General features: G+C 70.4%; 20 protein-coding genes and 1 tRNA gene. 8 read left to right on the top strand and 13 right to left on the bottom strand.

Features of this window, described 5'->3' with window-relative positions:
- Window positions 1-125: 125 nt before the first annotated feature.
- On the top strand, window positions 126-1,058 hold the full coding sequence (locus HRF36_RS12305; RefSeq protein ID WP_371740149.1) for an aminodeoxychorismate lyase: 933 nt from the start codon (window positions 126-128) through the stop codon (window positions 1,056-1,058).
- A 304-nt stretch (window positions 1,059-1,362) separates the two neighbouring features.
- Window positions 1,363-1,632 carry a hypothetical protein gene (locus HRF36_RS12300; protein WP_173210321.1) on the top strand — a complete coding sequence of 90 codons (270 nt, stop codon included), beginning with the start codon at window positions 1,363-1,365 and terminating at the stop codon, window positions 1,630-1,632.
- Window positions 1,633-1,770: 138 nt separating this feature from the next.
- Here HRF36_RS12300 and glgX read toward each other — a convergent pair whose 3' ends face one another.
- Window positions 1,771-3,828, bottom strand: a complete 2,058-nt coding sequence (glgX, locus tag HRF36_RS12295) for a glycogen debranching protein GlgX (RefSeq protein ID WP_173210319.1) — start codon at window positions 3,826-3,828, stop codon at window positions 1,771-1,773.
- Window positions 3,829-4,518: 690 nt separating this feature from the next.
- Here glgX and HRF36_RS12290 point away from each other — a divergent pair.
- On the top strand, window positions 4,519-5,106 hold the full coding sequence (locus tag HRF36_RS12290) for a hypothetical protein (RefSeq protein ID WP_173210317.1): 588 nt from the start codon (window positions 4,519-4,521) through the stop codon (window positions 5,104-5,106).
- A 95-nt stretch (window positions 5,107-5,201) separates the two neighbouring features.
- Here HRF36_RS12290 and HRF36_RS12285 read toward each other — a convergent pair whose 3' ends face one another.
- The 7 genes from HRF36_RS12285 to kdpF form a co-directional block, all read right to left on the bottom strand.
- On the bottom strand, window positions 5,202-7,115 hold the full coding sequence (locus HRF36_RS12285) for an amino acid transporter (protein ID WP_173210427.1): 1,914 nt from the start codon (window positions 7,113-7,115) through the stop codon (window positions 5,202-5,204).
- Window positions 7,116-7,311: 196 nt separating this feature from the next.
- A complete protein-coding gene (locus HRF36_RS12280) occupies window positions 7,312-8,025 on the bottom strand; it encodes a response regulator transcription factor (RefSeq protein WP_173210425.1) in 714 nt (237 codons plus the stop codon).
- Window positions 8,026-8,030: 5 nt separating this feature from the next.
- On the bottom strand, window positions 8,031-10,562 hold the full coding sequence (locus tag HRF36_RS12275) for an ATP-binding protein (protein WP_173210315.1): 2,532 nt from the start codon (window positions 10,560-10,562) through the stop codon (window positions 8,031-8,033).
- 12 nt (window positions 10,563-10,574) lie between these two features.
- Window positions 10,575-11,180: a potassium-transporting ATPase subunit KdpC gene (gene kdpC / locus HRF36_RS12270; RefSeq protein ID WP_173210313.1), complete on the bottom strand. Its 606-nt coding sequence runs from the start codon at window positions 11,178-11,180 to the stop codon at window positions 10,575-10,577.
- A gap of 73 nt (window positions 11,181-11,253) precedes the next feature.
- Window positions 11,254-13,434: a potassium-transporting ATPase subunit KdpB gene (kdpB, locus tag HRF36_RS12265; protein ID WP_173210311.1), complete on the bottom strand. Its 2,181-nt coding sequence runs from the start codon at window positions 13,432-13,434 to the stop codon at window positions 11,254-11,256.
- A 2-nt stretch (window positions 13,435-13,436) separates the two neighbouring features.
- Complete coding sequence (gene kdpA, locus HRF36_RS12260; RefSeq protein ID WP_173210309.1) at window positions 13,437-15,113, bottom strand: potassium-transporting ATPase subunit KdpA; 1,677 nt, start codon at window positions 15,111-15,113, stop codon at window positions 13,437-13,439.
- Window positions 15,113-15,202 carry a K(+)-transporting ATPase subunit F gene (gene kdpF / locus HRF36_RS16335; protein ID WP_123520065.1) on the bottom strand — a complete coding sequence of 30 codons (90 nt, stop codon included), beginning with the start codon at window positions 15,200-15,202 and terminating at the stop codon, window positions 15,113-15,115. Before kdpF ends, kdpA begins: the two co-directional genes overlap by 1 nt.
- Window positions 15,203-15,781: 579 nt before the next feature.
- Here kdpF and HRF36_RS12250 point away from each other — a divergent pair.
- Together HRF36_RS12250 and HRF36_RS12245 are read left to right on the top strand one after the other, a co-directional pair.
- Entirely contained in the window at window positions 15,782-16,447 is a 666-nt protein-coding gene (locus HRF36_RS12250) for a TetR family transcriptional regulator (protein ID WP_173210307.1), read from the top strand.
- A 3-nt stretch (window positions 16,448-16,450) separates the two neighbouring features.
- Window positions 16,451-17,215, top strand: coding sequence for an aminoglycoside phosphotransferase family protein (locus HRF36_RS12245; protein ID WP_371740148.1), 765 nt, complete (start codon window positions 16,451-16,453; stop codon window positions 17,213-17,215).
- Between the two features lie 88 nt (window positions 17,216-17,303).
- Here HRF36_RS12245 and HRF36_RS12240 read toward each other — a convergent pair whose 3' ends face one another.
- The 3 genes from HRF36_RS12240 to HRF36_RS12230 form a co-directional block, all read right to left on the bottom strand.
- On the bottom strand, window positions 17,304-19,433 hold the full coding sequence (locus HRF36_RS12240) for a PIG-L family deacetylase (RefSeq protein ID WP_173210305.1): 2,130 nt from the start codon (window positions 19,431-19,433) through the stop codon (window positions 17,304-17,306).
- Window positions 19,427-20,611: an acyl-CoA dehydrogenase family protein gene (locus HRF36_RS12235; RefSeq protein WP_173210303.1), complete on the bottom strand. Its 1,185-nt coding sequence runs from the start codon at window positions 20,609-20,611 to the stop codon at window positions 19,427-19,429. Before HRF36_RS12235 ends, HRF36_RS12240 begins: the two co-directional genes overlap by 7 nt.
- An 84-nt stretch (window positions 20,612-20,695) precedes the next feature.
- Complete coding sequence (locus tag HRF36_RS12230; RefSeq protein ID WP_173210301.1) at window positions 20,696-21,028, bottom strand: hypothetical protein; 333 nt, start codon at window positions 21,026-21,028, stop codon at window positions 20,696-20,698.
- Window positions 21,029-21,459: 431 nt separating this feature from the next.
- Here HRF36_RS12230 and HRF36_RS12225 point away from each other — a divergent pair, with 431 nt between their 5' ends.
- The 3 genes from HRF36_RS12225 (at window position 21,460) to HRF36_RS12215 (ending at window position 24,018) form a co-directional block, all read left to right on the top strand.
- A complete protein-coding gene (locus HRF36_RS12225; RefSeq protein ID WP_173210299.1) occupies window positions 21,460-22,128 on the top strand; it encodes a DUF3800 domain-containing protein in 669 nt (222 codons plus the stop codon).
- A gap of 267 nt (window positions 22,129-22,395) precedes the next feature.
- Window positions 22,396-22,833: a hypothetical protein gene (locus HRF36_RS12220; protein WP_173210298.1), complete on the top strand. Its 438-nt coding sequence runs from the start codon at window positions 22,396-22,398 to the stop codon at window positions 22,831-22,833.
- Window positions 22,834-22,947: 114 nt separating this feature from the next.
- Window positions 22,948-24,018: a hypothetical protein gene (locus tag HRF36_RS12215; RefSeq protein WP_173210296.1), complete on the top strand. Its 1,071-nt coding sequence runs from the start codon at window positions 22,948-22,950 to the stop codon at window positions 24,016-24,018.
- Between the two features lie 114 nt (window positions 24,019-24,132).
- Here the strand turns inward: HRF36_RS12215 and HRF36_RS12210 are convergent.
- Both HRF36_RS12210 and HRF36_RS12205 read right to left on the bottom strand, forming a co-directional pair.
- Window positions 24,133-24,222: transfer RNA gene (locus HRF36_RS12210), tRNA-Ser, on the bottom strand.
- Window positions 24,223-24,707: 485 nt separating this feature from the next.
- Window positions 24,708-25,913, bottom strand: coding sequence for an LCP family protein (locus HRF36_RS12205; protein ID WP_371740147.1), 1,206 nt, complete (start codon window positions 25,911-25,913; stop codon window positions 24,708-24,710).
- Window positions 25,914-26,092: the final 179 nt, after the last annotated feature.

Genomic DNA, 26,092 nt, shown 5'->3' with positions numbered 1-26,092 from the left:
CTCCTGCCCCGATGCCGACCATCTCGGCGCAGATGATGGCGTGACGCTCTAACCTCTCGACACCGAGCAATTCTCCACAGCCTGTCCACAAAGCGAAAACGTGGGCCCGAGGTACGGTCGGAGGCGTGACCGACCTCGCTGCCGACGCCTCCCCCACGACCGACACCGCGCCTCCTGCCCCCGTGCTCGTGGTCATCGACCGGGCCCGGGCCGGCGCCCGGGGCGACGGCCCCGGGTGGCACGTCGTCGACGCGACCGGGCCGACCGTGCACGTCGTCGACCTGGGCGTGACGCGCGGCGACGGCATCTTCGAGGCGTTCGGCGTCGTGGACGGAGCGGTGCAGGCGCTCGAACCGCACCTGCGCCGACTGGCCCGGTCCGCGGCCCTGCTCGATCTGCCCGACCTCGACCTCGACCTGATCCGCGAGGCCGTGCTCGCCTCGGCCGCCGCCCACGAACCCGTCCCGTTCGCGTTGACCAAGCTGATCGTGACGCGCGGCCTCGAGGGCGTGCCCGACAGCGAGCCGACCGCGTGGGCGCGCACCGAGGTCTACGAGGACCACGCCGCCGAGCGACGCGACGGCATCCGCGTGGTGTCGCTCGACCGCGGCTACCGACACGACGTCGCGCAGACCTCGCCGTGGCTGCTGCAGGGTGCGAAGACCCTCTCGTACGCCGTGAACAAGAGCGTGCTGCGCGAGGCAGCCCGCCGGGGTGCCGACGACGTCCTCTTCGTCAGCAGCGACGGGTTCGCCCTCGAGGGGCCGTCGGCCTCGCTCGTCGCCCGCTTCGGCGACCGCTTCGTGACCCCCCGCACCGATCAGGGCATCCTCGAGGGCACCACGCAGGCGGCCGTGTTCGACGCCTTGGCCGACCTCGGACACGAGACGGCGTACGAGCTCGTGACGATCGAGCAGGTGCACGAGGCGGACGCCCTGTGGCTGTTCTCGAGCGGCCGCCAGATCGCCCCCGTGTCAGACCTCGACGGTCGGCCGTTCGCTATCGACCACGAGTTGACGACGTCCCTCGTGCAGGCCCTCTGGGCCCGCCGCGACTGAGCTCTGCTCACGGCTCGGGGCGGCGGACCCCACGAGGCGGCCACCCTCGTTCGAACGAATGTCCACGTTGCGAACGATGCACCGACCGATGGTGGCGATCGGTCGGCGACCTGCGAGAGTCGGGCACGCGTCGATTCACGGCGACGCGACCCGCATCACCCCGTTCCGCACGCGGTCGCAGGGCCGCAGAGATGAGCAGAACAATGAACAGCGTCCACGCCTCCGGGCACCACCCCCTCGTGCACGACCTGGCTCCCACCGAGCCGATCGACATCAGTGCACTCCTCCTGGCCGAGGCATCGGCATGAACGCCGCCGACCTCGCCCGACTCAGCCACGACCAGCTCGTGGCGCACGTCCGTCGCTCCGTCGACGTGACCGGCCACTACGTGGCCGACCAGCGGGTGCCCGCCGCCCGCATCGAGGTCTACGCCAAGCGTCGATCCACCGACCGGGCACGACGCTCGCAGCACGAGCGCGAGCCCGTCGTCTGCGGCACCGTCCTCGACATCACGCCGGGCCCCCGGTACGAAGACTTCTTCGCCCCCGCGGCGCAGCAGCTCGCGACCGCCTGATCCCGGCTCGGCTTCGGCCGACACACACGACGACCGCCGTCCCTTCGGGGCGGCGGTCTTCTGCGTCGCCGCCCGATGCGGGAGGCGCGGTGCCGTCCTCGGGGACGGGCACCGCGCCTCCTGCGCTCGCGTCGCCGACTAGGAGGCGCGGCTCCGCAGCAGCGTGAAGCTCGCGTCGCGCACGAGCAGCGTCGTGACGGCCCCCTCGACCTGCTGGCCGGGGTCGCTGGACGCGGCGAGCTCCCACTCGCCGTGGGGCGCGTCGGGCACGTTGAACTCGACGACCGCGGTCGAGCCGTTGACGAGGTAGGCGAACGCGTCGGCGTCCTTGTGCGTCAGGACGAAGGTGATCGCCTTGTTCTCGCCCTGCTGCCAGTCGCCGGTCGAGAACGAGTGGTCGTCGGCACGGCGCACCTGCACGTGGTCGTCGCTCTCGACCTCGGGAGCGTAGCGGAACCAGTCGGGGCGCAGGGCCGGGTTCTCGCGACGCAGCGTGATCAGCTCGGTCGTGAAGGCGAGGAGGTCGCGGTCGGCTCGCTCCCAGTCGAACCACGAGATCTCGCTGTCCTGGCAGTAGGCGTTGTTGTTGCCTCCCTGGCTGCGGGCGATCTCGTCGCCGCCGAGGATCATCGGCACCCCGGCGCTGATCAGCAACGTACCGAGGAAGTTGCGGCGCTGACGGTCGCGGTACTCGTTGACCGCGGGGTCGTCGGTCGGCCCCTCGGCACCACCGTTGAAGGACTTGTTGTCGCTCTCGCCGTCCTGGCTGTCCTCGCCGTTCTCCTCGTTGTGCTTCTCGGCGTAGCTGGTCAGGTCCGCGAGGGTGAAGCCGTCGTGTGCGGTGACGAAGTTGACGCTCGACAGGGGCGAGCGACGGTCGGCCTCGTAGACGTCCGGGCTGCCGAGCACGCGGTCGGAGAAGGTCGAGAGCACGCCGGGCTCGCCGTTCCAGAACTCACGGACGTCGTCGCGGAACTTGCCGTTCCACTCGGACCAGTCGGCCGGGAAGCCCCCGACCTGGTACCCGGCGGTGTCCCACGGCTCGGCGATCATCTTGACGCTCTGCAGCACGGGGTCCTGGTGGATCAGCGTGAGGAACGCACTGTGCTCGCTCGCCTCGCCGCCCTGGCGCGTGAGCGTCGTGGCGAGGTCGAAGCGGAAGCCGTCGACGTGCATCTCGGTGACCCAGTAACGCAGGCTGTCCATGATCAGCCCGAGGGCCGCGGGGTGGCTGACGTTCAGGCTGTTGCCCGTGCCGGTGGTGTCGAAGTAGTTGCCCTCGTCACCCTCGACCAGACGGTAGTAGGCGGCGTTGTCGATGCCCTTGAACGAGATGGTCGGGCCCATGTGGTTGCCCTCGGCCGTGTGGTTGTAGACGACGTCCATCCACACCTCGAGGCCGGCGGCATGGAGGTCCTTGACCATCTGCTTGAACTCGGCGACCTGACCGCCCTTCGTGCCCGCCGCCTTCGACGCGTACTCGTCGTGGGGGGCGAAGAAGCCGATGGAGTTGTAGCCCCAGTAGTTGCGAAGGCCCTTCTCCTCGAGGTGGCTGTCCTGCACGAACTGGTGCGTCGGCAGCAGCTCGACGGCGGTGACGCCCAGGTCGGTGAAGTGCTTGATCGCGGCGGGGTGACCCATGCCCGCGTAGGTGCCGCGGATGTCCTCCGGCACGTCGGGGTGGGTCTGCGTGAAGCCCTTGACGTGCACCTCGTAGACGACGGTGTCCTCCAGCGGCGTCAGCGGGCGCTGGTCGTCACCCCAGTCGAAGTCGCGGTCGGCGACGACGTTGCGGGGCATGGCCGCGGCCGAGTCGGTGTCGTCGCGCTGGTCGGGCTCGTCCATGTCGTGGCCGAAGACGGCCTGGCCCCAGTCGAACCGGCCGTCGAGGGCCGTGGCGTAGGGGTCGAGCAGCAGCTTGTGCTCGTTGTGGCGGAGGCCGTTCGCCGGGTCCCAGGGGCCCGCGACCCGCAGGCCGTAGCGGGAGCCGACCCGCGCCTCCTCGACCACGGTGTGGAAGACGTGGCCGGTACGGTTCGTCAGCTCGAAGCGGCGCTCGGTGCCGCCGTCGGCCCCGTCGTCGAACAGGCAGAACCAGACGCGGTCGGCGGTCTCGGAGTACACCGCGACGTGGGCGCCGCCGCCGGGCAGGGGGGTCACGCCGAGGGGGTAGGGCAGGGAACGGGAGTCGGTCATCCTCCCAGCAGTACAGGAGGAGCGGTTCGGGCGGCCAAGCTGAGCGCCGTACCCCGCCGCGCGCCTCCCGAAAACCACTATGGGGACGAAACATCCGCGGCCGCCACGGTCATCGGTCCCCGAAGTGGTTCGCCGCAGTCCTCCTCCCCACCCGGCGTTCATAGGAGGACTCTCCACCGGGCCCGAACGGCATGTACGCCGCCCGGCATCCTCCGCCACGGTCGGTCCATGGCCGAACCCTTCGATCCGTTCTCCTGCCCTCTGCACTTCGTCGCGACGCACGGCAACGACTCACGCGAGGCCAGAGCCTTGCGACGTGCTGTGGAGGGCGGGCACATGACCAGGGTCAGCCCGGGTGCCTACACGCCCACTTCGACGTGGCTGTCGCTCGACGGGCGAGGGCGTCACGTCGTCCTGACCCGAGCCGTCCTGGCCGGCCTCACGGCACCGAGTGTCGTGTCGCACCGCTCGGCCGTCGCGCTCCACGGACTACCCCAGGTGAGTCGGCAGTACGAACCGCTCGTAGAGATAATCGACGAGCGACGACGTGCGGTGCGACGGTCCAGGCTGCTTCGTCGACGCCCGGGACTGCTCGGAGCAGACGACGTGACCTTCGTGAACGGCGTGCCCGTGACCTCGATCGCACGAACCGCCGTCGACACGGCGCGGACGGCGAACTTCGCAGACGCCGTGCTCTGCGTCGACGCCGTGCTCCGTCGGCTCGTCCTCCCCCTCGGTCATCGGACCGGGCCCGCGGTCGACACCCTCCTCGCGCGACACCGCGCTGCCCTCCTCGACAGGGTCGGCCCGTCACACCACCCGGGGGGACGGGCCGCACGACGGGTCATCGACTTCGCGTCGCCTCACGCGGAGAACGGCGGTGAGTCGCTTCTCAGGGTCGTCTTGCACGAGCTGGGTGCCCCCACCCCCGAACTGCAGAGGATCTTCACCCGGAACGGGAGGTTCGTCGCGCGGTGTGACGCCTACCTCGCCGAGTCCGGCACGGTGGTCGAGTTCGACGGCTTCGTCAAGTTGACCGACCCCACGATGCTCGCCGGGAAAACGCCTGAGGAGGCACTGCGCGACAGAGTACGGCGCGACAAACGACTCCTCGCCCTCCCGGAGGTGAGGCATGTCGTCCACTGCTACTACATCGAACTCGTCAAGCCACGACTCCTGGCAGCGCTCCTCGACGACGCCGACGTGGCGCTGAACCCGCGACGGCGTGCGGAGGCGACACGCATTGCCGCTCGACGTTTCGACGGTGCACGCGGATGAACCACATCGGGGACGAAAGACGTGCGCGGGGCGCGGGTTTTCGTCCCCGAAGTGGTTCATCGTGGGGCGGGGGGCAGGGGGGCGGGGGCAGGGGGCTAGCTGACGTGCACGTCGGGGCGGCGTCCGCGAGACGGCTCGGCCCGGCGCAGCACCTCGCGCGTCACGGGTGCGACCTCGCCCACCCCGGTCAAGAAGAACCGCCCCATGTTCGACAGCGGGTTGCCCTCGGTCCACTCGAAGTAGATGTCGGGCACGACGCCGGTCTCGTCACGGATCGCCAGCAGCACGCTGGCGATGGCGTTCGGCACGGCACCGCTCGTGGTGCGCAGCACCCGGTAACCGTGCAGGGCGTGGCCGGTCACCACGAGGTCCTCCTCGAAGTTCGAGGAGTCCCCCTTGTGCACTTCGAGGAAGATCACGGGTGACCGTTGCGGGATGCCGCTGTACTTGCGTTCGGCCATCAACTTCTTCTTGTAGATCTCGGCGACCTCGCGCCCGGGTTCGTGAGCGATGACGCGGATCGTGCCGTACTCGTCGGCGTCCTCGCGAACGTACGCGAGAGCGGTGTCGTCGAGGGTGACCGAGGTCGCCCGCAGCTGGAACGACCGCTGCACACGAGAGACGAGTGACACGGCGATGATGCCGATGATGAAGATCGCGGCGATGCGCACGCCGTCGGGCCGCTCGACGACGTTGGTGATCGTCGTGTAGACGAACACCAGGGCGACGACACCGAAGCCGATGGTGCGCTTGCGCTGGCGCGCCCGGCGCGCCGACAGCGTCACCGCCACGGAGGCGCTGGTGATCAACACGAGCACCCCCGTCGCGTAGGCCCCGCCCTGGGCGTCCACGTCGGCCTCGAACACGATGGTGATGACGAAGGCGATGACCGTGAGGACGATCACGAGCGGTCGGACCGCCCGGGCCCACTGCGGCGCCATGCCGTAGCGCGGCAGGTAGCGCGGCACGAGGTTCAGCAGTCCGGCCATGGCCGACGCCCCGGCGAACCAGAGGATGCAGATCGTGCTGACGTCGTACAGCGTGCCGAAACCGTCCCCGAGGTACTGGTGCGCGAGGAACGCCAGGGCGCGGCCGTTGGCCGACCCGCCGGCCTGGAACTCGGCCTGTGGGATCAACAGGGTCGTCACGAAGCTCGACAGGATCAGGAACGAACTCATGATGATGGCCGCCGTGGCGAGCAGACGACGGGCCCCTCGGATGCGACCGACGGGCTTGGCCGGGGTGTCGGTGGCGTCGCCGGTGATCTGCGGCATGACGGCCACGCCGGTCTCGAAGCCCGACAGACCGAGGGCCAGTTTCGGGAACACGATCAGCGCGATGCCGACCATGACGAACGGGTTGCCGTGCTGGGCCGTCAGGGCGTCCCACCAGTTGCCGATGACGACCGGGTTCTCGCCGATGTGGAACAGCGAGACCGCGATCACCACGAGGTTGAGCGTCAAGAAGACCGCGACGAGCACGACGGCGATGCCGATCGCCTCGCGGAAGCCCCGGAGGAAGACCGCGGCGAGCAACGCGACGAGCACGAGGGTCAGCGGCACCTCGGCCCCGTGGAACCAGGCCGGGGCGAACGGGTTCTCGACCGCGTGCGCGGTGGCGTCGGCCGCCGACAGGGTGATGGTGATCATGAAGTCGGTGGCGGCGAAGCCGAGCAGCACGAGGACGAAGAGCTTGCCGCCCCACCAGGGCAGCAGCCGCTCGAGCATGGCGATCGACCCCTCGCCGCGGGGGCTCTCGCGGGCGACCCGGCGGTACACCGGCAGCGCGCCGAACAGGGTCAGGAGCACGAGCACGATGGTCGCGAGAGGAGAGAGCAGTCCGGCCGCGACGGCGGCGATGGCCGGCTGGTAGCCCAGGGTCGAGAAGTAGTCGACGCCGGTCAGGCACATCACCCGCCACCACGAGTGGGTCTTCTCGGGCACCTCGGCGTGCGGGCCCTGGTGCGTGCCCGCGGTCTCGGTGAGCCCGTGCAGCAACCAGCTGCGCATCCGCCGGCCGTTCTCGGGACGGGTCGACGGTTCGACCCTGGCGGGTGACTCGGGTTGCGCGGACACGGGTCCTCCTCGGACGTGCGGGGCGCACGGGCCGGGGTGCAGGCACGCGCGCTCTCACGTTAGGCCTCGCGCGCCTCCTCGTGGTGACGCCCGGCGTTAGGGAACCGTGAGGATGTCGGGGGTGCCGGGGTCACGGGCTCGAGGCGACCTCCGCGTCGCCGTCGGGCACGAAGCGGTAGCCCATGCCGAGCACCGTGACGAGGTGCCGGGGCGCGGCCGGCACCGGTTCGAGCTTCTTCCGTAACTGGGCGAAGTAGAGCCGGAGGTACCCGGTGTCCTTCGCGTGGAACGGCCCCCAGACCTCGGTCAGGATCGTCTCGCGCGAGATCAGCTTGTCGGGGCTGTGCAGCAGCAGCTCGAGGATCTTCCACTCGGTCGGCGTCAGCCGGACCGACTCGCCCGCCGGCCGACGGACCACGGTCTTCGCCGCGAGGTCGACCTGCACGTCTCCGAACGTCACCACGGGCTGCTCGTCGTCGGTGCCCGACGGCAGCCGGCGGGTCTGCGCGCGGATGCGGGCGAGCAACTCGTCCATCGAGAAGGGCTTCGTGACGTAGTCGTCGGCGCCCGCGTCCAGCGCCTCGACCTTGTCGGCGGCGTCGGTGCGGCCCGACACGACGAGGATCGGCACGGTCGACCAGCCGCGCAGGCCGGTGATCACCTCGACCCCGTCGAGGTGCGGCATGCCGAGGTCGAGCATCACGAGGTCGGGGTGCCGGGTCGCCGCGAGGTCGAGGGCCTCGCGCCCGTCGGCCGCCGTGACGACGTCGTAGCCCCGCGCCCCGAGGGTCACCTTGAGCGCCCGCAGGATCTGCGGGTCGTCGTCGGCGATCAGGATCTTCACGGCGCTCACGTGGCCGACCGTACCCGATCGGCATCGCACGGCCCGGGCACCACCGGCAGCCCGACCACCATGGTCAGCCCGCCGCCGGGGGTGTCGTCGAGCGCGAGGGTGCCCCCCATCGCCTCGACGAACCCCTTGCTCAGCGCCAGGCCCAGCCCGAGCCCCGTGCCGTTGTCGGTGTCGCCCAATCGCTGGAAGGCCACCATGATCTCGTCGCGCCGCTCGACCGGCACCCCCGGCCCCCGGTCCACGACACGCAACTCGACCCGGTCGCCGAAGGCGCTCGTCGAGATGCGGACGCTCGCGTCCGGCGGCGAGTGACGCAGGGCGTTGTCGAGCAGGTTGACGACCACGCGCTGCAGCAGGACCGCGTCGGCCCGCACCGGCGGCACGGTTGCCCGCAGCGCCAGTTCGACGTCGGCCGGCCCGAGGCCCAGCTCGTCGAGGGCACCGAGCACGACCTCGTCGAGGTCGACGTCCGTGGTCGTCACCGCGAGCGCCCCGGCCTGCACCCGGCTGACGTCGAGCAGGTCGGTGACGAGGGTCGAGAGCGAGTCGAGGCTCTCGTGGGCGGTGGACAGCAGTTCGTCGCGGTCGGCGTCGCTCCAGGTGACGTCGGTCTGCCGCAGTCCGCTCACGGCGGCCGTCGCGGCGGCGAGCGGGCGACGCAGGTCGTGGCCGACGGCGGCCAGCAGGGCGCTGCGCATGCGGTCGACCTCGGCGAGCGGCGCGACCTGGCCCGCGGCCCGGCTGAGCTCGGAGTGCTCGAGGGCCGCCTCGACCTGGGCGGCGACGACGTCCAGGAGGCGCCGGTCGGCTGCCTGGAGCTCGGGTCCGGTCAGCTCGAGGGTCGCGTCGGTTCCCGCGGCGATGGACGTGGTGGTCTGCTCGGGGGACCCGGCCGGGCGTCCGTCCTCGACGAGCCGCGCCTCCCCCAGCTCGACCCCGCCCTGGACGACGCGCACCCGGGTCATGCCCAAGGCCTCGCGGGTGCGGCCGATCAGGGCCTGCAGGGCGTCCTGGCCGCGCAGCACGCTGCCGGCGACCGTGGCGAGCAGCTCGGTCTCGGCGAGCGCCCGGGCGGCGGCGCGACTGCGGCGAGCGGCCTGGTCGACGACGTAGCTGACGATGGCGGCGTTGAGCACGTAGAGCACGAGCGCCGCCAGGTGCAGCGGCTCGGCGATGGTCAGCTGGTAGATCGGCGCGATGAAGAAGAGGTCGAGGGTCACCCCCGAGAGGAGTGCCGCCAGTAGGGCCGGCCAGACGCCCCCTGTGACGGCCACCACCACGACCAGCAGCTGGAAGACCAGCACCGTACCCGCGATGCCGTCCTCGGAGCGGTGACCGGCCAGCAGCGCGGTGAGCAGGGGCCCCGCCACGAGGGCGAGCACGAACCCGGCGACCACTCGGCGCCGCGAGAGGGCCCCGCCGAGTCGGGGCAGCACCCGGTCGCGCCCGGCCGAGGCGTGGGTGACGATGTGCACGTCGATGCGGCCCGACTCGCGGATCACCGTCGAGCCGATGCCGGGGCCGGTCAGCGCCGCGGCCAGGCGCCCGCGCCGGCTGACGCCGATGACGAGCTGCGAGGCGTTCACGCCGCGGGCGAAGTCGACGAGCGCGCGGGGCACGTCCGAGCCGACGACCTGGTGGTAGGTGCCGCCGAGCTTCTCGACCAGGGCGCGCTGAGCGGCGAGGGCTCCGGGCGCTCCCTGCCGCAGGCCGTCCTGGGCGCTGACGTGCACGGCGACGAGCTCCCCGCCGGACGAGCGGGCGGCGATGCGCGCGCCCCGGCGGATCAGCGTCTCGCCCTCGGGCCCGCCGGTCAGCGCGACGACCACGCGCTCGCGGGCATCCCACGTGCTGTCGATGCCGTGTTCGTCGCGGTACGCCTTGAGCGCGCTGTCCACCTCGTCGGCCAACCAGAGCAGGGCGAGCTCGCGGAGGGCCGTCAGGTTGCCCAGACGGAAGTAGTTCGAGAGCGCCGCGTCGACCCGGTCGGCCGGGTAGACGACGCCCTCGGCCAGCCGGTCGCGCAGGGCCTGCGGGGCGAGGTCGACGAGCTCCACCTGGTCGGCGCTGCGCAGCACGGCGTCGGGCACGGTCTCGCGCTGGGTCGCCCCGGTGATGCGCTCGACCACGTCGGTGAGCGAGTCGACGTGCTGCACGTTGACGGTCGAGACGACGTCGATGCCGGCGTCGAGCAGGGTCTCGACGTCCTGCCAGCGTTTCTCGTGGGCGGAGCCGGGGGCGTTCGTGTGGGCGAGTTCGTCGACGAGCGCGAGCTGGGGTGCCCGCGCGAGCACCGCCTCCAGGTCGAGTTCGTCGAGCGCGACGCCGCGGTGGCCGACCGTCCGACGGGGCACCACCTCGAGGTCGCCGACCAGTGCTGAGGTCGCTCGTCGCCCGTGCGTCTCGACGACGGCCACGACGACGTCCACCCCTTCGGACCGCAACCGCGTTCCCTCTTCGAGCATCGTGTACGTCTTGCCCACGCCCGGTGCCGCCCCCAGGAGCACCCGCAACCGCCCTCGCTTCATGCGCTCAGCCTGTCACCGACCGAGGCCGGCCAGTGCCACGTTGAGCTCGAGCACGTTGACGGTCGGTTCGCCGAGGTAGCCGAGGTCGCGTCCCTGGACGTGCTGCTCGACGAGCGTGCGCACCGTGGCCTCGGGCAGCGAGCGGGCCTCTGCCACCCGGGCGACCTGCTCGAACGCGTACTCGGGCGACACGTGCGGGTCGAGGCCCGATCCCGAGGCGGTCAGGGCGTCGACCGGCACCGAGGCCGGATCCACCCCGTCGAGGGTCGCCACGTCGGCGCGGCGCTGCTCGATCGCGGCGACCAGGTCGTCGTTCTCGGGCCCGAGGTTGCTGCCGCTCGAGGCGGACGCGTCGTAGCCGTCACCGGCGGCCGACGGGCGGGACCGGAACCACTCGGGCAGGGCGGCGCCGTCGGCGTCGGTGAAGGACTGCCCGATCAGCGACGAGCCGACGGTCTCGCCGTTGACGGTCACGAGCGAGCCGTTCGCCCGGCCCGGCACGACGAGCTGCCCGATGCCGGTGACGAGGGCCGTGTAGGCGAGGCCGAGCACGACGGTGGCGACCACCATCGCGCGAAGGGCGACGCCGTACTGGCGGAGCGTGGAGCGGAGGTTCATGTCGGTTCTTCTTTCGGAACGGTGGTGCGAGAAGCGAAGGAGGCGCCGTGCCCGTCGAGTCGGCGGGGACGGGTCAGAAGCCGGGCAGCAGACTGACGACGAGGTCGATCAGCTTGATGCCGACGAAGGGCGCGACGACGCCGCCGAGGCCGTAGACCAGCAGGTTGCGCGACAGGATCTGCGAGGCCGACGCGGGGCGGTACCGCACCCCGCGAAGGGCCAGCGGGATCAGCACGACGATGACGAGAGCGTTGAAGACGATCGCCGACAGGATCGCCGAGGCCGGCGAATGCAGCTGCATGACGTTGAGCAGCCCCAGCCCGGGGAACACCCCGGCGAACATGGCGGGGATGATCGCGAAGTACTTCGCGACGTCGTTGGCGATCGAGAACGTCGTCAGGGCACCGCGGGTGATCAGCAGCTGCTTGCCGATGCGCACCACGTCGATCAGCTTGGTCGGATCACTGTCGAGGTCGACCATGTTGCCGGCCTCCTTGGCGGCCGAGGTGCCCGTGTTCATGGCCATGCCCACGTCGGCCTGGGCGAGGGCCGGGGCGTCGTTCGTGCCGTCGCCGGTCATCGCGACGAGCGCGCCTCCTTCTTGTTCGCGACGGATGAGCGCGAGCTTGTCCTCGGGGGTCGCCTCGGCCAGGAAGTCGTCGACGCCCGCCTCGCCCGCGATCGCCGCGGCGGTGAGCGGGTTGTCACCCGTCACCATCACCGTGCGGATGCCCATGCTGCGCAGCTCGGCGAAACGCTCGCGCAGGCCGGTCTTCACCACGTCCTTGAGGTACACGACGCCGAGCACGCGAGCCGCGCCGGACGGGCCACCCGTCTTCACCGCGACGACGAGCGGCGTGCCGCCGGCCTCGGAGATCTCGTCGATGCGGGTCCGCAGTTCGTCGTGCTCGGTCGACGCGAGGCGGCGGTCCTCCTCGATCCAGGCGATCACCGAGCCGCCGGCGCCCTTGCGGATGCGTGTGCCGTCGGGCAGGTCGAGCCCGCTCATGCGCGTCTGGGCGGTGAACGGGACGATCTCGCCGCGCAGGTCGGCGGCCTGGTGCCAGCCCGTGACGAGGGCGAGGTCGACGATCGACTTGCCCTCGGGGGTGGGGTCGCTGAGCGAGGACGTCGCGGCGGCGTCGACCAACTCGGCCTCGGCCACCCCGTCGAGCTGGGTGAACCGGGCGGCCTGACGGTTTCCGTAGGTGATCGTGCCGGTCTTGTCGAGCAGCAGCGTCGTCACGTCGCCGGCGGCCTCGACCGCTCGGCCCGACATGGCGAGCACGTTGCGCTGCACCAGTCGGTCCATGCCGGCGATGCCGATGGCGCTCAGCAGGGCGCCGATGGTGGTCGGGATGAGGCAGACCAACAAGGCGATCAACACGGGGACGCTGACCGCGGCGTCGCTGTAGCCCGCGATCGGGTTCAGGGTCAGGGTGACGACGACGAAGACGATCGACAGGCTGGCGAGCAAGATGTTCAGCGCGATCTCGTTCGGGGTCTTCTGCCGCGAGGCGCCCTCGACGAGCGCGATCATCCGGTCGACGAAGGTCTCGCCCGGCTTGCTCGTGATGCGGACGACGATGCGGTCCGACAGCACGCGCGTCCCGCCGGTCACCGCGCTGCGGTCCCCGCCCGACTCGCGGATCACCGGGGCCGACTCGCCGGTGATGGCCGACTCGTCGACCGAGGCGATGCCGTGGACGATGTCGCCGTCGCCCGGGACCAGCTCGCCGGCGACCACGACCACCGTGTCGCCGAGCGCCAGGTCGGCGGACGACACGTCCTCGACGGAGGCGCGCTCGGCCGAGGCGTCGCCCGTCGCGTCGTACGACACCACGCGTCGGGCCGTCGTGCTCGTGCGGGTCGCGCGGAGCGTCTCGGCCTGTGCCTTGCCGCGCCCCTCGGCGACGGACTCGGCCAGGTTCGCGAAGACGACCGTCAGCCAGAGCCAGATCGCGATGGCCCAGGTGAACGACCCGGGGACGACCGAGCCCCCGGAGGTCTGTGGGCCGGTGAAGGCACCGGCCACGGCGAGTACGGTCGTGTAGGCCGCGCCGACCTCGACGATGAACATGACGGGGTTGCGCCACATCTGGCGAGGGTCGAGCTTGCGCAGGGCACCGGGGAGGGCCGCGACCAGCTGGGCCGGCCCGAAGGCACCGGCACGGCTCGACGCGTCGGACGACGGGCCGGTCGTCGCCGCGGGAGGCTCGGACGGGGTGGTGGGAGCGATGGTCGGTGTGGACATGGTCAGTTCAGCCCTTCAGCGAGCGGGCCCAGTGCAAGCACCGGGAAGTAGGTCAGTGCCGAGATGACGAAGGCCACGCTCGTGAGCAGGCCCACGAACTGCGGCCGGTGGGTGGGCAGGGTGCCCGAGGTCGAGGGGGTGTGCCCCTGGGCGGCGAACGAACCGGCGAGGGCGAGCACGATCACGATCGGCACGAACCGGCCGAACAGCATCGCGAGACCCAGCGCCGTGTTGAACCACGGCGTGTTCGCGGTCAGGCCGGCGAAGGCCGAGCCGTTGTTGTTGGCGGCCGAGGTGAACGCGTAGAGCACCTCGCTGAAACCGTGCAGCCCCGCGTTCCAGATCGACGTCCCCTCGACGTCGGCGCGCACGGCCGGGATCGCGAAGCTCAGCGCCGTGCCGGCGAGCACGATGGTCGGCGTGACGAGGATGTAGAGGCTGGCGAGCTTGATCTCGCGCGGCCCGACCTTCTTGCCCAGGTACTCGGGCGTGCGCCCCACCAGCAGCCCGGCGACGAACACGGTGATGACGGCCAGCACGAGCATGCCGTAGAGCCCCGAGCCGACCCCACCGGGGGCGATCTCGCCGAGCATCATGTTGATCATCGCCATCATGCCGCCGAGCGCGGTGTACGAATCGTGCATCGAGTTGACGGCACCCGTCGAGGTCAGGGTCGAGGTCGTCCCGAACAGGGTGGACCCCCAGATGCCGAACCGCACCTCCTTGCCCTCCATCGCGCCGCCGGCGAGCTGCGTCGCCGTGCCGGCGCCGCGCAGCTCGAACCAGGTCATCGCCGTCAGCGAGACGGCGAAGAAGATCGACATGACCGACGCGATCGCGAGCCCCTGCTTCGTCGAACCGACCATCCGCCCGAAGGTGCGCGGCAGCGAGAACGGGATCGCGAGCATCAGCACGACCTGGACGAGGCTCGTCCACGCCGTCGGGTTCTCGAACGGGTGCGCCGAGTTCGCGTTGAAGAAGCCACCACCGTTGGTGCCGAGCAGCTTGATGGCCTCCTGCGAGGCGACCGGCCCGCCGGGGATCGTGGCGCTGCCGCCGGTGAGGGTGGTGACGTCGGTGAATCCGGCGAAGTCCTGGACCACCCCGCCGAGCAGCAGCACGACGGCGGCGACGACGGCGCCGGGCAGCAGGATGCGGGTCAGCGAGCGGGTCAGGTCGACCCAGAAGTTGCCCAGGGTCGTCGACCGGCTGCGGGAGAGACCCCGCACCAGGGCGATCGCGACGGCGATGCCGACGGCGGCCGAGACGAAGTTCTGCACGACGAGGCCGCCCAGCTGCACGGCGTAGCCGAGCGTGACGTCGGGCGAGTAGGACTGCCAGTTCGTGTTGGTCACGAAGCTGGCGGCCGTGTTGAAGGCCAGTCCGGGCGGCACGGCGGGGAATCCGAGGCTGGCGGGCAGCAGCGCCTGCGTCCGCTGCAGCAGGTAGACGAACGCCAAGCCGACCAGGGAGAAGGCCAGCACCCCGCGCAGGTAGGCCCGCCAGGTCTGCTCGGCCGAGCCGTCGACACCGATCACACGGTAGAGGCCGCGTTCGACGGCCAGGTGCCGGGAGCTGGTGAAGACACGGGCCATGTGGTCGCCGAGCGGGCGGTAGAGCAGCACGAGCACGACGACGACGGTGCCGATCTGCAGCAGACCGGCCGCGGTGTCGCCCATCAGAACCGCTCGGGTTTCACGAGGGCCACCACGAGGTAGACCAGGGCGGCCACGGCGAGCGCCGCGGCGATCACGTCGAACACGATCACAGCTTCTCGACCCCCCGGGCGATCAGGGCGACGACCGCGAAGGCGGCTGCCACGAGGGCGACGTAGAGGATGTCGAGCACGGTGACTCCAGGTTCAGGAGGTGCGGTGCGGCCGGTCGCGCCGGTCGCCGTGCCGGGTGCGGCACAGCGAGTCAGTAGACACCTGTCGCACGTCCCGGCCGGGCGTCCTCACGGACTCCCTACGGCGGGGGGCCGCATGCTCACGGATTCCTCACGCCGACCGGACGAGCAGTGCTCGTGCTCGTGCCGAGCCGGGGTCACGCGGTCGGGGTCACGCGGTCGAGGAATGACGCGGATGCCGGGCGACCGTCGGGGCACGCGGGAACGCCCCGTGACCGCGGGGGCCACGAGGCGTATGTCTCGAGAGGACCTGGCCCCCACCACGGTTCAGCTGGAGGGTCGCACCCGACGCGACCCTGCGCGATCTCGCAGGGGGTTGTGTGCCTGGTGTCTCTCGAGGCCGTCCGACCCGAATCGGACTCTTGCAGGATACGCGATGTCGGCGGCCCATTGCCTAATGGGCATGCAAATTCTCAGGAAGTTTCGGCACCATGGCGGGATGCACCTGACCTCGGCAGCCGGCGGACAGTCTCGATTCCTCACCGACGTCGTGGGTGGACGCGACGAGAAGCGTCGGGCCACGAGCCGTGGGCTCGCGGACGCGGCCTTCCGACTGGCGACCGAGAGGGGCTTCGACGGCTTCGTCGTCGAGGACGTCACCGCGCTGGCCGGTTACTCGCGGCGCACCTTCGCCAACCACTATTCCTGCAAGGAAGACGCCGTGGCCTCGGTGTTGCTGAACAAGGCGGGCGCGGCGGTCGACGCCTCATCCCTATCGGTGCTGGCCTCGTTCGAGGGCACCGACATCGACCTGCTCGAGCTGCTGCTGCTCTCGGCGGTCGACATCCAGCTCGTCGACTACATGATCAGCCTCCGTCACCTGCTGCGCACGCACGAGCCCCTGCTGCCGTACGTGCTCGCGGTCGGAGTCCCCATGACCGAACGCGTCGGCGACGTCATCGCCCTCGCGGTCGGTCCCTCACGCGACGCCCTGACCACGTCCCTGCTGATCCACTCGACCTGGGGTGCCGTCATCGCCGTCCTGCGCGGCGTCTACGATCCGTGGGTGGACGCGGCGACGGACGACGAACGCGTCGACGCCCTGCGCGCCTACTGGGTGACGACCTTCGACCGATTCCGCACCGGCTTCGGCCCGGTGGCCTGACGCGTGGACGGCGACGTCTCCGCCGTCCTCCCCGCCGACGAGGGCACCGTGCTGGCCGGGGGAAACATGAACACCGTCGTCCGCCAGGGTGACAGCGTGCTGCGCGTGGCCGGACGATGGACGCCGACCGTCCACCGCTATCTCGACTACCTGGCCCGCGCGGGCGTCCACGGCATCCCCCGGCCCCTGGGCATCGAGGGCGACCGAGAACGCCTGAGCTTCGTCGACGCGGACGTGCCGGTCTACCCGCTGCCCGACCACGTCTTCACCGATGACGCGCTCGTCGAGGGAGCCCGCCTGCTGCGTCGCCTCCACGACGCGAGCATCGGCTTCGGCCTCGACGGTGCCGTCTGGCAAGCCCCGGCGAAGGTGCCGTCCGAGGTGATCTGCCATAACGACTTCTCACCGCACAACCTGGCCTACGACGCCGCCGGGCACATCGTCGGCGCGATCGACTTCGACTTCGCCTCGCCCGGACCGCGTCTGTGGGACCTCGCCTACTACGCGACCCGGGCGGTCCCCCTCACCGACCGCACGCCGCCGAACGCCCCCGACATGGCCGACGCCGAGCGGCGGGTGCGGCTGCTCCTCGACGCCTACGGCAGCGAGGCGACCTGGGCCGACGTGCTGCGGGTCGCGATCATCCGGTTGCACGACCTCGCCGAGATGAGCCGCGACAAGGCGGTCGAGCTGGGCAACCCCCGTCTCGCCGACGACGCGGACGGGTACGAGCGCGAGGCCGCGTACCTGGCGACCCTGCGCGACTGACCCGCACGCGCCTCCTGCGCTCGACCACCGCGGCAGGCGCCGGACGCACGGACAGAGCGCCGGGGTCAGGAGGCGCTGCTCCGGTGCGTCAAGCGAGCAGGTCGACGGCGAGATAGCCCGCGTAGCCGCCCGAGGTGCGCCCGTCGCGGCGCCCCGAGGTCAACACCTCACCGACGTCCGACGCGACGAGCGTCGCGCCCGCGTCCCGCAGCCGGTCGACGAGCACGTTGTCCTCGTGGAGGTCGATCGGGGCGAACCCGCCGACCGCACGATACGACGAGGCCCGCACGCCCAGGTTGGCGCCGTGCACGTGGCCGTTCGGCCGTCCGGGCGTGTGCCGGGCGGTCCAGGCCGCGATCTGGCGAGGCGAGAGGTCGGCGAAGTCCGGGCGGACGGTACCGATCACGACGTCGGCACCCGCGGCCGCGCGGTCGAGCTGGTCGTCGATCCAGCCCGGGGGCACTACCGAGTCGGCATCGGTGCAGGCGATCCACACGGCCTCGAGCGGCAGGTCGCCGCGCGACAGGTCACCCGAGGGGGCGGCGAGCTCGCCCAGGGCGACGTCGACGCCCACGGCCCGCGCGGCGCCGACGCCTCGGGCGTCGATCTCGACGACGGTGACGCGAGCGTGCGCACGCGCGGCCGCGACCGTGTGGTCGGTGCAGGCGTCGGCCACCAGGACGACGACGACCCGCACCTCCGGGTGGGTCCGGGCCGTGTGCCGCCGGGCCAGGTCGATCCCGTCGAGGGCCCGCGAGACGAGTTCCTCCTCGTCGTGCGCGGGCACGACGACCGCGACGGCCCGGACGGGGAGCGCAGCGACCGAGTTCTCGGGGGCGGGGGTCACCCGCAGCCCCGTCCGCTGGGCCACGGACCGCGGGTCACGCGAGAACACGTCGAGCACGAAGTCGGCCTCGACGTGGTGCGAGACCCGGTGGAGGCGCGGGTCGGCCCCCAGCCGGGCGTGGACATCCTGCGCACCCTGCCGGAAGTCGCCCTCGGGCCGGGCCCAGTGGCACGCGACCACGTCGCCGTCCTCGGCGAGCCCGTCGACGATCGAGTCCACGAGCCGCCCGAACGCGTCGGGGGCCAGGTAGTAGCCGACCTCGCTGAGGACGACGAGGTCGAACGGGCCCGAGGGGTAGTCGGCGGCGGCGTCGGCCTGCTCGACCGTGACGTGCGGCAGGTCGGCCAGCCGTTCGCGGGCCGCCTCCACGGCCACCGACGACACGTCGAGGGCCAGCAGGCGGTCGGCCGCGGGGGCCAGGTCGCCGGTCAGCACGCCGATCGAGCAGCCCACCTCGAGCACGCTCCCGTAGTGCTCTCGCGGCAGTGACGCGACCGTGAGGGCCCGTTTGCGCCGCTCGTACCAGCGCGTCGTGACCCGCCAGGGGTCCGCCCGGCGGGCGTGCGTCCGGTCGAAGGTCGCCTCGGTCGCGACACCCGCTGCCTCGTCGCCGACCACGAACACCTCGCGACCGCGGGCGAAGTGCCGCTCGAACACCGGGTGCAGCACGGGCGCGTCCTCGGGTGCGGCCGAGAGGGGTCGACGCTGCGAGACGTAGGCCGCGAGGGCGGAGCGCTTGGCCGCGTCGGCGTCGGCGTCCAGGGGCGACAGCCGCAGCGACGGCCAGGGGACGTCGGGGTGGTCGGGCGAGCCCCAGTGCCACAACCAGATCGGGTACTCGAGCAACGTCGCACCGGCCCGGCCCGCCTCGCCGACCAGCTGGGCGGCGATCTCGCCGAGTACGCGGTGGTCGCGGTGCCCGTCCCCGCGCCAGGGTGCGACGACCAGGCCACCCGGTCCGGGCAGCAGGGGCCGCAGCCGCTCGGTGATCTCGGCCCGCGCCTCCCGCACCGCCCCGTCGGCGATGCTCCACCGCAGCAACTCGACGTCGTGACCCAGCAGCTCGACCGCGACCCGCGCCTCCTCGGCCCTCGTCGCGACGAGGCTCTCGGCGCTCGTGGCCGAGCCGGGGTGCGAGGCGGCTCCGTCGGTGACGACGACGACCGTGACCGGCACGCCCCGGGCCGCTGCGGCGGCGATCAGGCCACCGGCGCCGAGGGTCTCGTCGTCCGGGTGCGCGGCCAGCACGACCAGCCGCGTCACCGCGATCGGGTCGACGGCGTCGGTCAGCGGCGGCAGGGCGAGGAGGCGCGGGTCGGCCTCCCAGGTCTCGACCGGAGTCCCCGGCGCGCGACCGTCGAATCTCACCACGCGGAGGGCCCGTCCGCCACGGCGTCGCGGAGGATCGTCTGGCCGAGCGAGGCGTCGTCGCGCTCTCCGTGGTGCTGGCGTAGGTAGAGCCCGAGGTCTGCGACACGCTTGGCGTGCTGCGCGTCGGTCGCGAGCGGGGCGGGGCCGAGCGCACGGGACGCCCGCGAGAGCACCTCGTCGCAGGCGTGTGCCACCGTGCCGCGGACGCGCTTGGCCAGCAGCCGCCCCGCCTCGCCCGTCGCCTCACCGGCGTCGACGAGGTCGGCGGCCTCGACCAGCGCGCGGCGGGCGTCGGCCAGCCGCGTGTCGACGAGGCCGAGGGCCTGCAGGAGGTGCGGGTCGGCCGGGCGTTCCGGCGTGCGCGACGAGGCGGTCACCGCGGCGCCCAGCAGCGTGCGGGCCACCCCGACCGCGCCGCCGTACCAGCACGCCGCCACGCCGATGCCGCCCCACGAGAACCCGGGACGCTCGAGGTACCAGCCGGGCGCACCGACCTCGTGCGCCTCGACCGCGTCGAAGTCGACCGGCCCCGACGGGATCTCGACGAGTCCCCGGGGGTGCCAGGCGTCGGCGGTGACGGTCACGCCGGGCTGGCGGAGGTCGACCGAGAACAACCGCCGCTCGGTGCCGACCCAGGCGGTGACCAGGGCACCGTCGACGGTGCCCGCGAGCGAGCACCAGGGCTTCGTCCCGGTGAGCGACCAGGCGTTCGGCGTCCCGGGACGACGGGTGCCCGTCAGGCGGACCCCCGGGCCTTCGGCGGCGAACACGCCCCAGGTGAAGGACTCGTCGGCCCGGGCGCGGACGGGGAGCGTGGAGCGGTCCGCGGCGTCCGCGTCCGGCAGGGTCTCGGACGAGGTCGCGGCGAGGTCCTCGGCGTGTTGGTCGAGGATCGCGAGGGCGTCGAGGTGCGGCTCGACGGCCCGGGCCGCGCCGAGGTCGTGCGCCGCGAGCGTGGCCAGGGCCTGCCAGAGGTCCGCCGTCGAGCCGAGTCCGGGCAGGGCACCGTGTCGGCCGAGCTCGACCGCGAGGTCGAGGGCCTCGCCGACCGGCGGCGTCGGGCGGGATCGCAGCCGGCGCACGACGAGGGCGGTGGCCGTGCCGACGGCCGGACCCGCGCCTCCCAAGGTGACCGGGGCCACGGCCCCGGCCGGATGCGGAGGTGCGCTGGAGGTCATCGTGCCGACGCTAGTCGGTCAGCCGTCACGTCGGAGGGCCTTGACATGGAGCCCACCGACAGGTGTCGTCGATTCGACCGTGCGTCAGAACTCGTCGGAGTCGAGCGGGATGCCCTCGGCCGGTTCGGCGGACTGCGGCTCGACGCCACTCAGCCGACCGATGCGCACCTCGATCTCGTCGACCAGCCCCGCGTCCTCGATCTCGGTCTCGCCGGTCTGCTCCTCGGAGACGAGCATCTGGCTCGCCGGACCGAGCAGGATCTGGAACCTCTGGTGGACGCCGCCGCGATCCATGCCGGGCAGGTCGACCATGTCGGACTTGTTCTTCAGTGCCAGCGACCGCGCGTACTCGACGATCGCCGCCGCGATCGCGTCACCGGTGACGATGTATTCGTCGGCGTAGTGGATGCGTTTCACCGGTGGGTTCTCCCTGTCGTTGCGACGGCTCGTCGTCGCCGGTCACGCTACGCCGCAGGCATCTGGGAGGCCGCCTCGCCGGGGGACGTCCGCGTGCCGGAAGCGGGCAGAAGAAAAGCCACCCCGGAACATCTCTGGCGAGAGAGAGAACCGACGTGGCTTTCCGCGGAGCCGGTGGGATTTAAACTCTCGCGTTCGTCGCAGGACAGTCAGGTCACCGTTCTAATAGTCACGGGCTACCGGGCTCGACAGTTTCTTGAAGACGTCTCCGGCATCGAGATAGCCATTCGGTTGAGGGCGAATTATGGGCTCGCGGCTGGCGGACCTGACGAGTTCGAACCGTGAACCCTTTGTGGCCGGGGGTACCGCAATGCTGGTGCCAGGTCTGTAAAGATGAGTTTTTCTAGAGCTGTACCGGGGGAAGGAAAGTAGTGGCCACGGTCTACGTCTATGCGGACGAAACGGGAAATCTTGATTACGGATCTAAGGCAGGGGCTTCCGAATACTTCGGGTTCGGTACCGCGGTGTTTCGTGACGATCACCCGGCGGCCCTGTGGGCAGGGATGTCACTCAGAGCGCGCCTTGCCGGAGGTGAAGGCGAACGACCCGGGGTAGGGCTTCCAAAAGGGTTCCACGCCGTCAACGACACCCCAGCAACCCGTGCGGCAATGTTCGCCGAGATAGTCGACCAGGCGCCGCGATTCGACTTCACGTATCTCTTGAAGCGGAACGCCCGTGACTACGTCAGAGCCGCAGGGGAGATGCGCCTGTACAAGATGGCCTGGTTTCTCCACTTTAAGTACCTCGCCACCCAGGTCTCGGTCAAGGGAGACACGCTCATCGTCGTGGTCGCCACGCTCGGGACAAAAGCTCGTCAACGCGAGGCAGAGCTGGCTCTTAAGGACGTCTGCGAGCAGATGGGACGAAAATTCGTCCTGTGCATTTGGGACGCGAGCACTTCGTGGGGCATTCAAGTTGCGGACTATGGTCTCTGGGCGGGTCAACGCGACCTCGAGGGGCGTACCGGGACTTGGTTCACCGACTATGTGGAACCACTGACGGCATCTAGCTTCACGCCTTGGGGCCGCCTCGAAAGTTAGCGACCAGCTATCCCGTAGGAAGACGTCCCCTGGACTTCTTATCACTGGTCTATCGCCAGCCTAGGGGACACCGACGACATCCGCGCTCAAATAGACATGCTCAGGAGCTCGTCAAATCTCCCAGACCCGCGCGGACAGCGTCAGGCAGAACGTAGCAGTCATGCTCAGACACCCGCGGGGAGGGTGGGGTGGGGGTCCCAGGAGCATGCAAGGCACCCCCTACTCGCGGGCCGCCACAGCACATGGATACGTCTTAGAGTCAGCGACGTGAATAACCGAATGATGCTCACGCAACTCGGGGCTGGCCTGGCGGGCACGCTCGCCCTAGGGGTTCTCACCGGATGCTCGTCCTCCGGTGGCTCAACGGACCCGACGCCGACGGCAACGCAGGTCGAGGCCCGCCTTAGCGCCACTCTCGACACATGCGGCATCCGCTACGACGATGGCGCGCAACTGGGCGACGGCGGTCAGAGCCTGACCCTCGACAGTCAAGGCGAGGAGGACTTGGACGGGCTGACCTATTACTCAGTCGAGTGCGTCTTGGAGGACCTAGACGTGCCCGATGCGACCATGAACCTGATAGAGACCACGCGGGCGCTCGACGGGCGACAGACCGGCTCCTGGGACGGTATCGACGCGACCTGGTCATACCACCCGGATAACGGTGTGAATGTGACACTTGTCGACTCGAACTTCGAGGGGTAGGAATTAGCCCAGTGGTCTGCCCTGTGGACGCTGTCGCAAGTTGTCCATTCGAACCGCACTGCGGCGCGCTGGCCGACTTGTTCTGGCTAGGCTCACTCCACCAAGGGGGTCCTGATGCAGCCAGAACGTGAGTCAATCAACGCGATGGTCGAAACGGCCATGCGCGAGTTTGATTCGGGAAAACCAACTAGCGCGCTCGTTCGCTCAGCAGTCCGCATAGCCACGGCTCGACATGATTACTCGAACCTGATTTGGCTGACCCTTCAGTCGACGAGCCTCATTCCACGTGGACAAAAGGCCGGGCCTGACGACACCGTTGCCGCGCGCCTAACTAAGACAATGAGCGGCGCTCTCAGCGCCGATGAGATCATGGCCGAGCATGCACGGCAAACGCGCATGCACGCCAGGCTTCGAGCCATATCTTACGGCGACCAAGTCGGCACCATCGCCGCGGGTTCGCTCGGCGAGATCGAGCAGTCCCTGGCCGAGATGGAACGTATTTACTCCGACCTCACACCCAACCCAAATCTCACACCGATCGACACCTACCACGCTGTCCGAGAGGCGGATACCGGTCGGGCCAAGATCAGCCCGGCCATGCTCGACCAGCGTCATGTTCTCGAACGGGTGAAGGACGCCGTGTGGGCCTTTTTAGTCGACACGGAATTACAGCTCCAAGAAGGGCAGACCGCGGCATCGATCTTCGATCGCGCGCAGAGCTACATCAACGCTGCCCTCGCCCAGAGGGCACCCGACGCGGCTACTTCGTTCATTGCTGCTCAAGATCGCCTGCAAGCGGGTGGACGAGAAGAACTGTCGCACGCCCTGACGTCCTGCCGACGCGTGATCAAGTCGCTCGCAGATGCCTTGTATCCCGCGACGAATGAAGAAATCACCGGGGACGACAGCGTGGTTCGAGTGATGACCAACGACGCCTACCGCAACAGACTTCTGCAATTTGTTCGGGCCGAACTTGGCAAGCACGGCCAACACGACGTCATCAAGGCCACGATCCAATCCCTTGGAGCTCGCCTGACGGCTCTGGACTCGCTCGCGAGCAAGGGAGTTCACGACGACGTATCGCTTGCAGAAGCCGAGACCTGCATTGTCTGGACCTACCTGCTCGCAGGCGACATACTTCGTGTCGCCGACGGGTCCTCCCTTCTGCTGCGTAGCGAGGCTTGACGGACCACCTCATAAGACGGCGACCGAGGTCAAGAGCGGTAGAGGCCCGTAAACATAAGGAAAGGCCACCCCGAACACCTCTGGCGAGAGAGAGTTACGACATGGCCAATCCAGCGGAGCCGGTGGGATTTGAACCCACGGTTCCCACAAAGGGAACTCCACCTTAGCAGGGTGGTGCACTAGGCCGAACTATGCGACGGCTCCATGCGGCTCGCGAGCGAACGCGCAGGGACAAGCATAGCGGCCCGGAGGCCAGATGCCGAAACGCGTGCCGGAGCCGGCCGGACGTCGAGCCCCGAGGGGCAGGGACAGAACCACCCGTGCGCCACCCGCTTTGGGGGGCGCGATCGGCTTGTCGGCATTTGTGCGGACACATAGAGTACCCCTGACGACGACGACCGCCGAGGGGCCGAGGCCCGACAGCACGGGCCCGTTCACCCTTGCCGAACACGCCCTCCGACAGTCTCGCCGTCACGTGCCCCATCATCGAGCGCCGCACCCGAACGGCAGCGCCCGAGGGGTTCGCCGCCGGCACCGACGCCGGCTCCCACACCCCCTACGGTGCCGCACCCCTGATCCCGGCACCGCGGGGTTCTCATGCGTGCCGGTTCGGGCCGCCGCTTGAGGTCACCGGTCGTCCCGGCGAGCTGGTTACTCGCCGGGACGACTCCTCGGTCGTCCGGCCATCCCTAGTTCGAGCCGAACGCCACCGAGCAGGTCTGGTCGGCCGCCGTCTGACCGGTGAGGCCCTCGATGACCTCGGTCGTCGGTGCCGCGGTCGCCTCCCCCGTGCTCGGGTCGGCGGGTGTCGCCGTGTCGGCCGGAGTGGTCGGCGCCGGACTCGCCGCGGAGCCGTCGCCCGTGGCCGTGCTCTGCGAACCGATGCCGGTGCTGCCCTCGGGAATCGAGAACGGCACGTCGGCGGCGATCGCGTCGAAGAGCTGGGTCGCCACGGCCTTGTTCGGCTGCACCTTGCCCTCGTACACTCCCGAGCCGCCGGTCGTGCCGGGGTACTGGACGAAGTTGACGTCGTCGAGTGGCAGGTCACGCAGCGCGAGACCGATCTGCACCATGGTGTCGATCTTCGTCAGCTGGTCGGAGAGGGTCATGTTGCTGGCCGCGGCCCGGGCCAGCGAGTAGAGCTTCGTGGGGTTGCTGAGGGTGTCGGCGCTCTTCACCGTCCGCAGCAGCGACGAGAGATAGACCTGCTGGCTGCTGATGCGGCCGAGGTCCGAACCGTCGCCCACGCCGTGGCGGGTGCGCAGGAAGGCCAGGGCATCGGCCCCGGAGAGCACGGTCTCGCCGGCCGGGATGTCGAGGCCCGTGTAGCGATCCTTGATGGGAGTGGCGGCGCAGACCGGCACCCCGCCGATGGCGTTGGACATCTCGATGACGCCGTTGAACGAGATCGTGCCGGCGAAGGGGATGTCGAGACCGGTCAGGCTCGAGACGGTCGAAGCGACGCAGCTCAGCCCGCCGTACGAGTAGGCCTCGTTGATGGGTCGCGCCGACATCGCCGAGTAGTACCCGGAGCCGTCCTCTTTCGCGCACGACGGGATGGGCACGACCATGTCGCGCGGGATGCTGACGGCCGTCGCGTTGCTGTGGTCGGCCGAGACGTGCAGCAGGATGTTGACGTCGTTCAGGGTCGCGTCGCGTTCGCCGAAGGCCCCCTGGTCTTGACTGGCGTCGTTATCGGTCCCGACGACCAGGATGTTGAAGCCGCCCTCGTACTCGCTGATCGACGGAGGCGCGGGTCTGGTGGTCTCGCCCTGGGCCGCCTGCAGCTCGACCCCCGTGCCGAGGTCGCTGCGTACCTGATACGCCGCGATCGCGCCGACCGAGGCGCCGCTCACGAGCAGCACGGCCACCGAGGCGGCTACCACCTTCGTCACGGTCCGAACCGCGCCTCCGCTCGTAAGTCGGCCGTGACGGGCGACTCCCGTCGACGCCGGGGTGGAACGACGGCCGAAACCGGTCGTCTCGGGTCGGGCGGCTCGGCGGCCACGGCCGGATCGGTCGCGAAGGTCGCTCACGCGGTGTCCTCTCGGTCATCGACGACGGTCGTCGGCCA

It is taken from the genome of Frigoribacterium sp. VKM Ac-2836 (assembly GCF_013248995.1).
Classification (GTDB): domain Bacteria; phylum Actinomycetota; class Actinomycetes; order Actinomycetales; family Microbacteriaceae; genus Frigoribacterium.
This window is presented reverse-complemented; position numbering and strand designations above follow the sequence as displayed.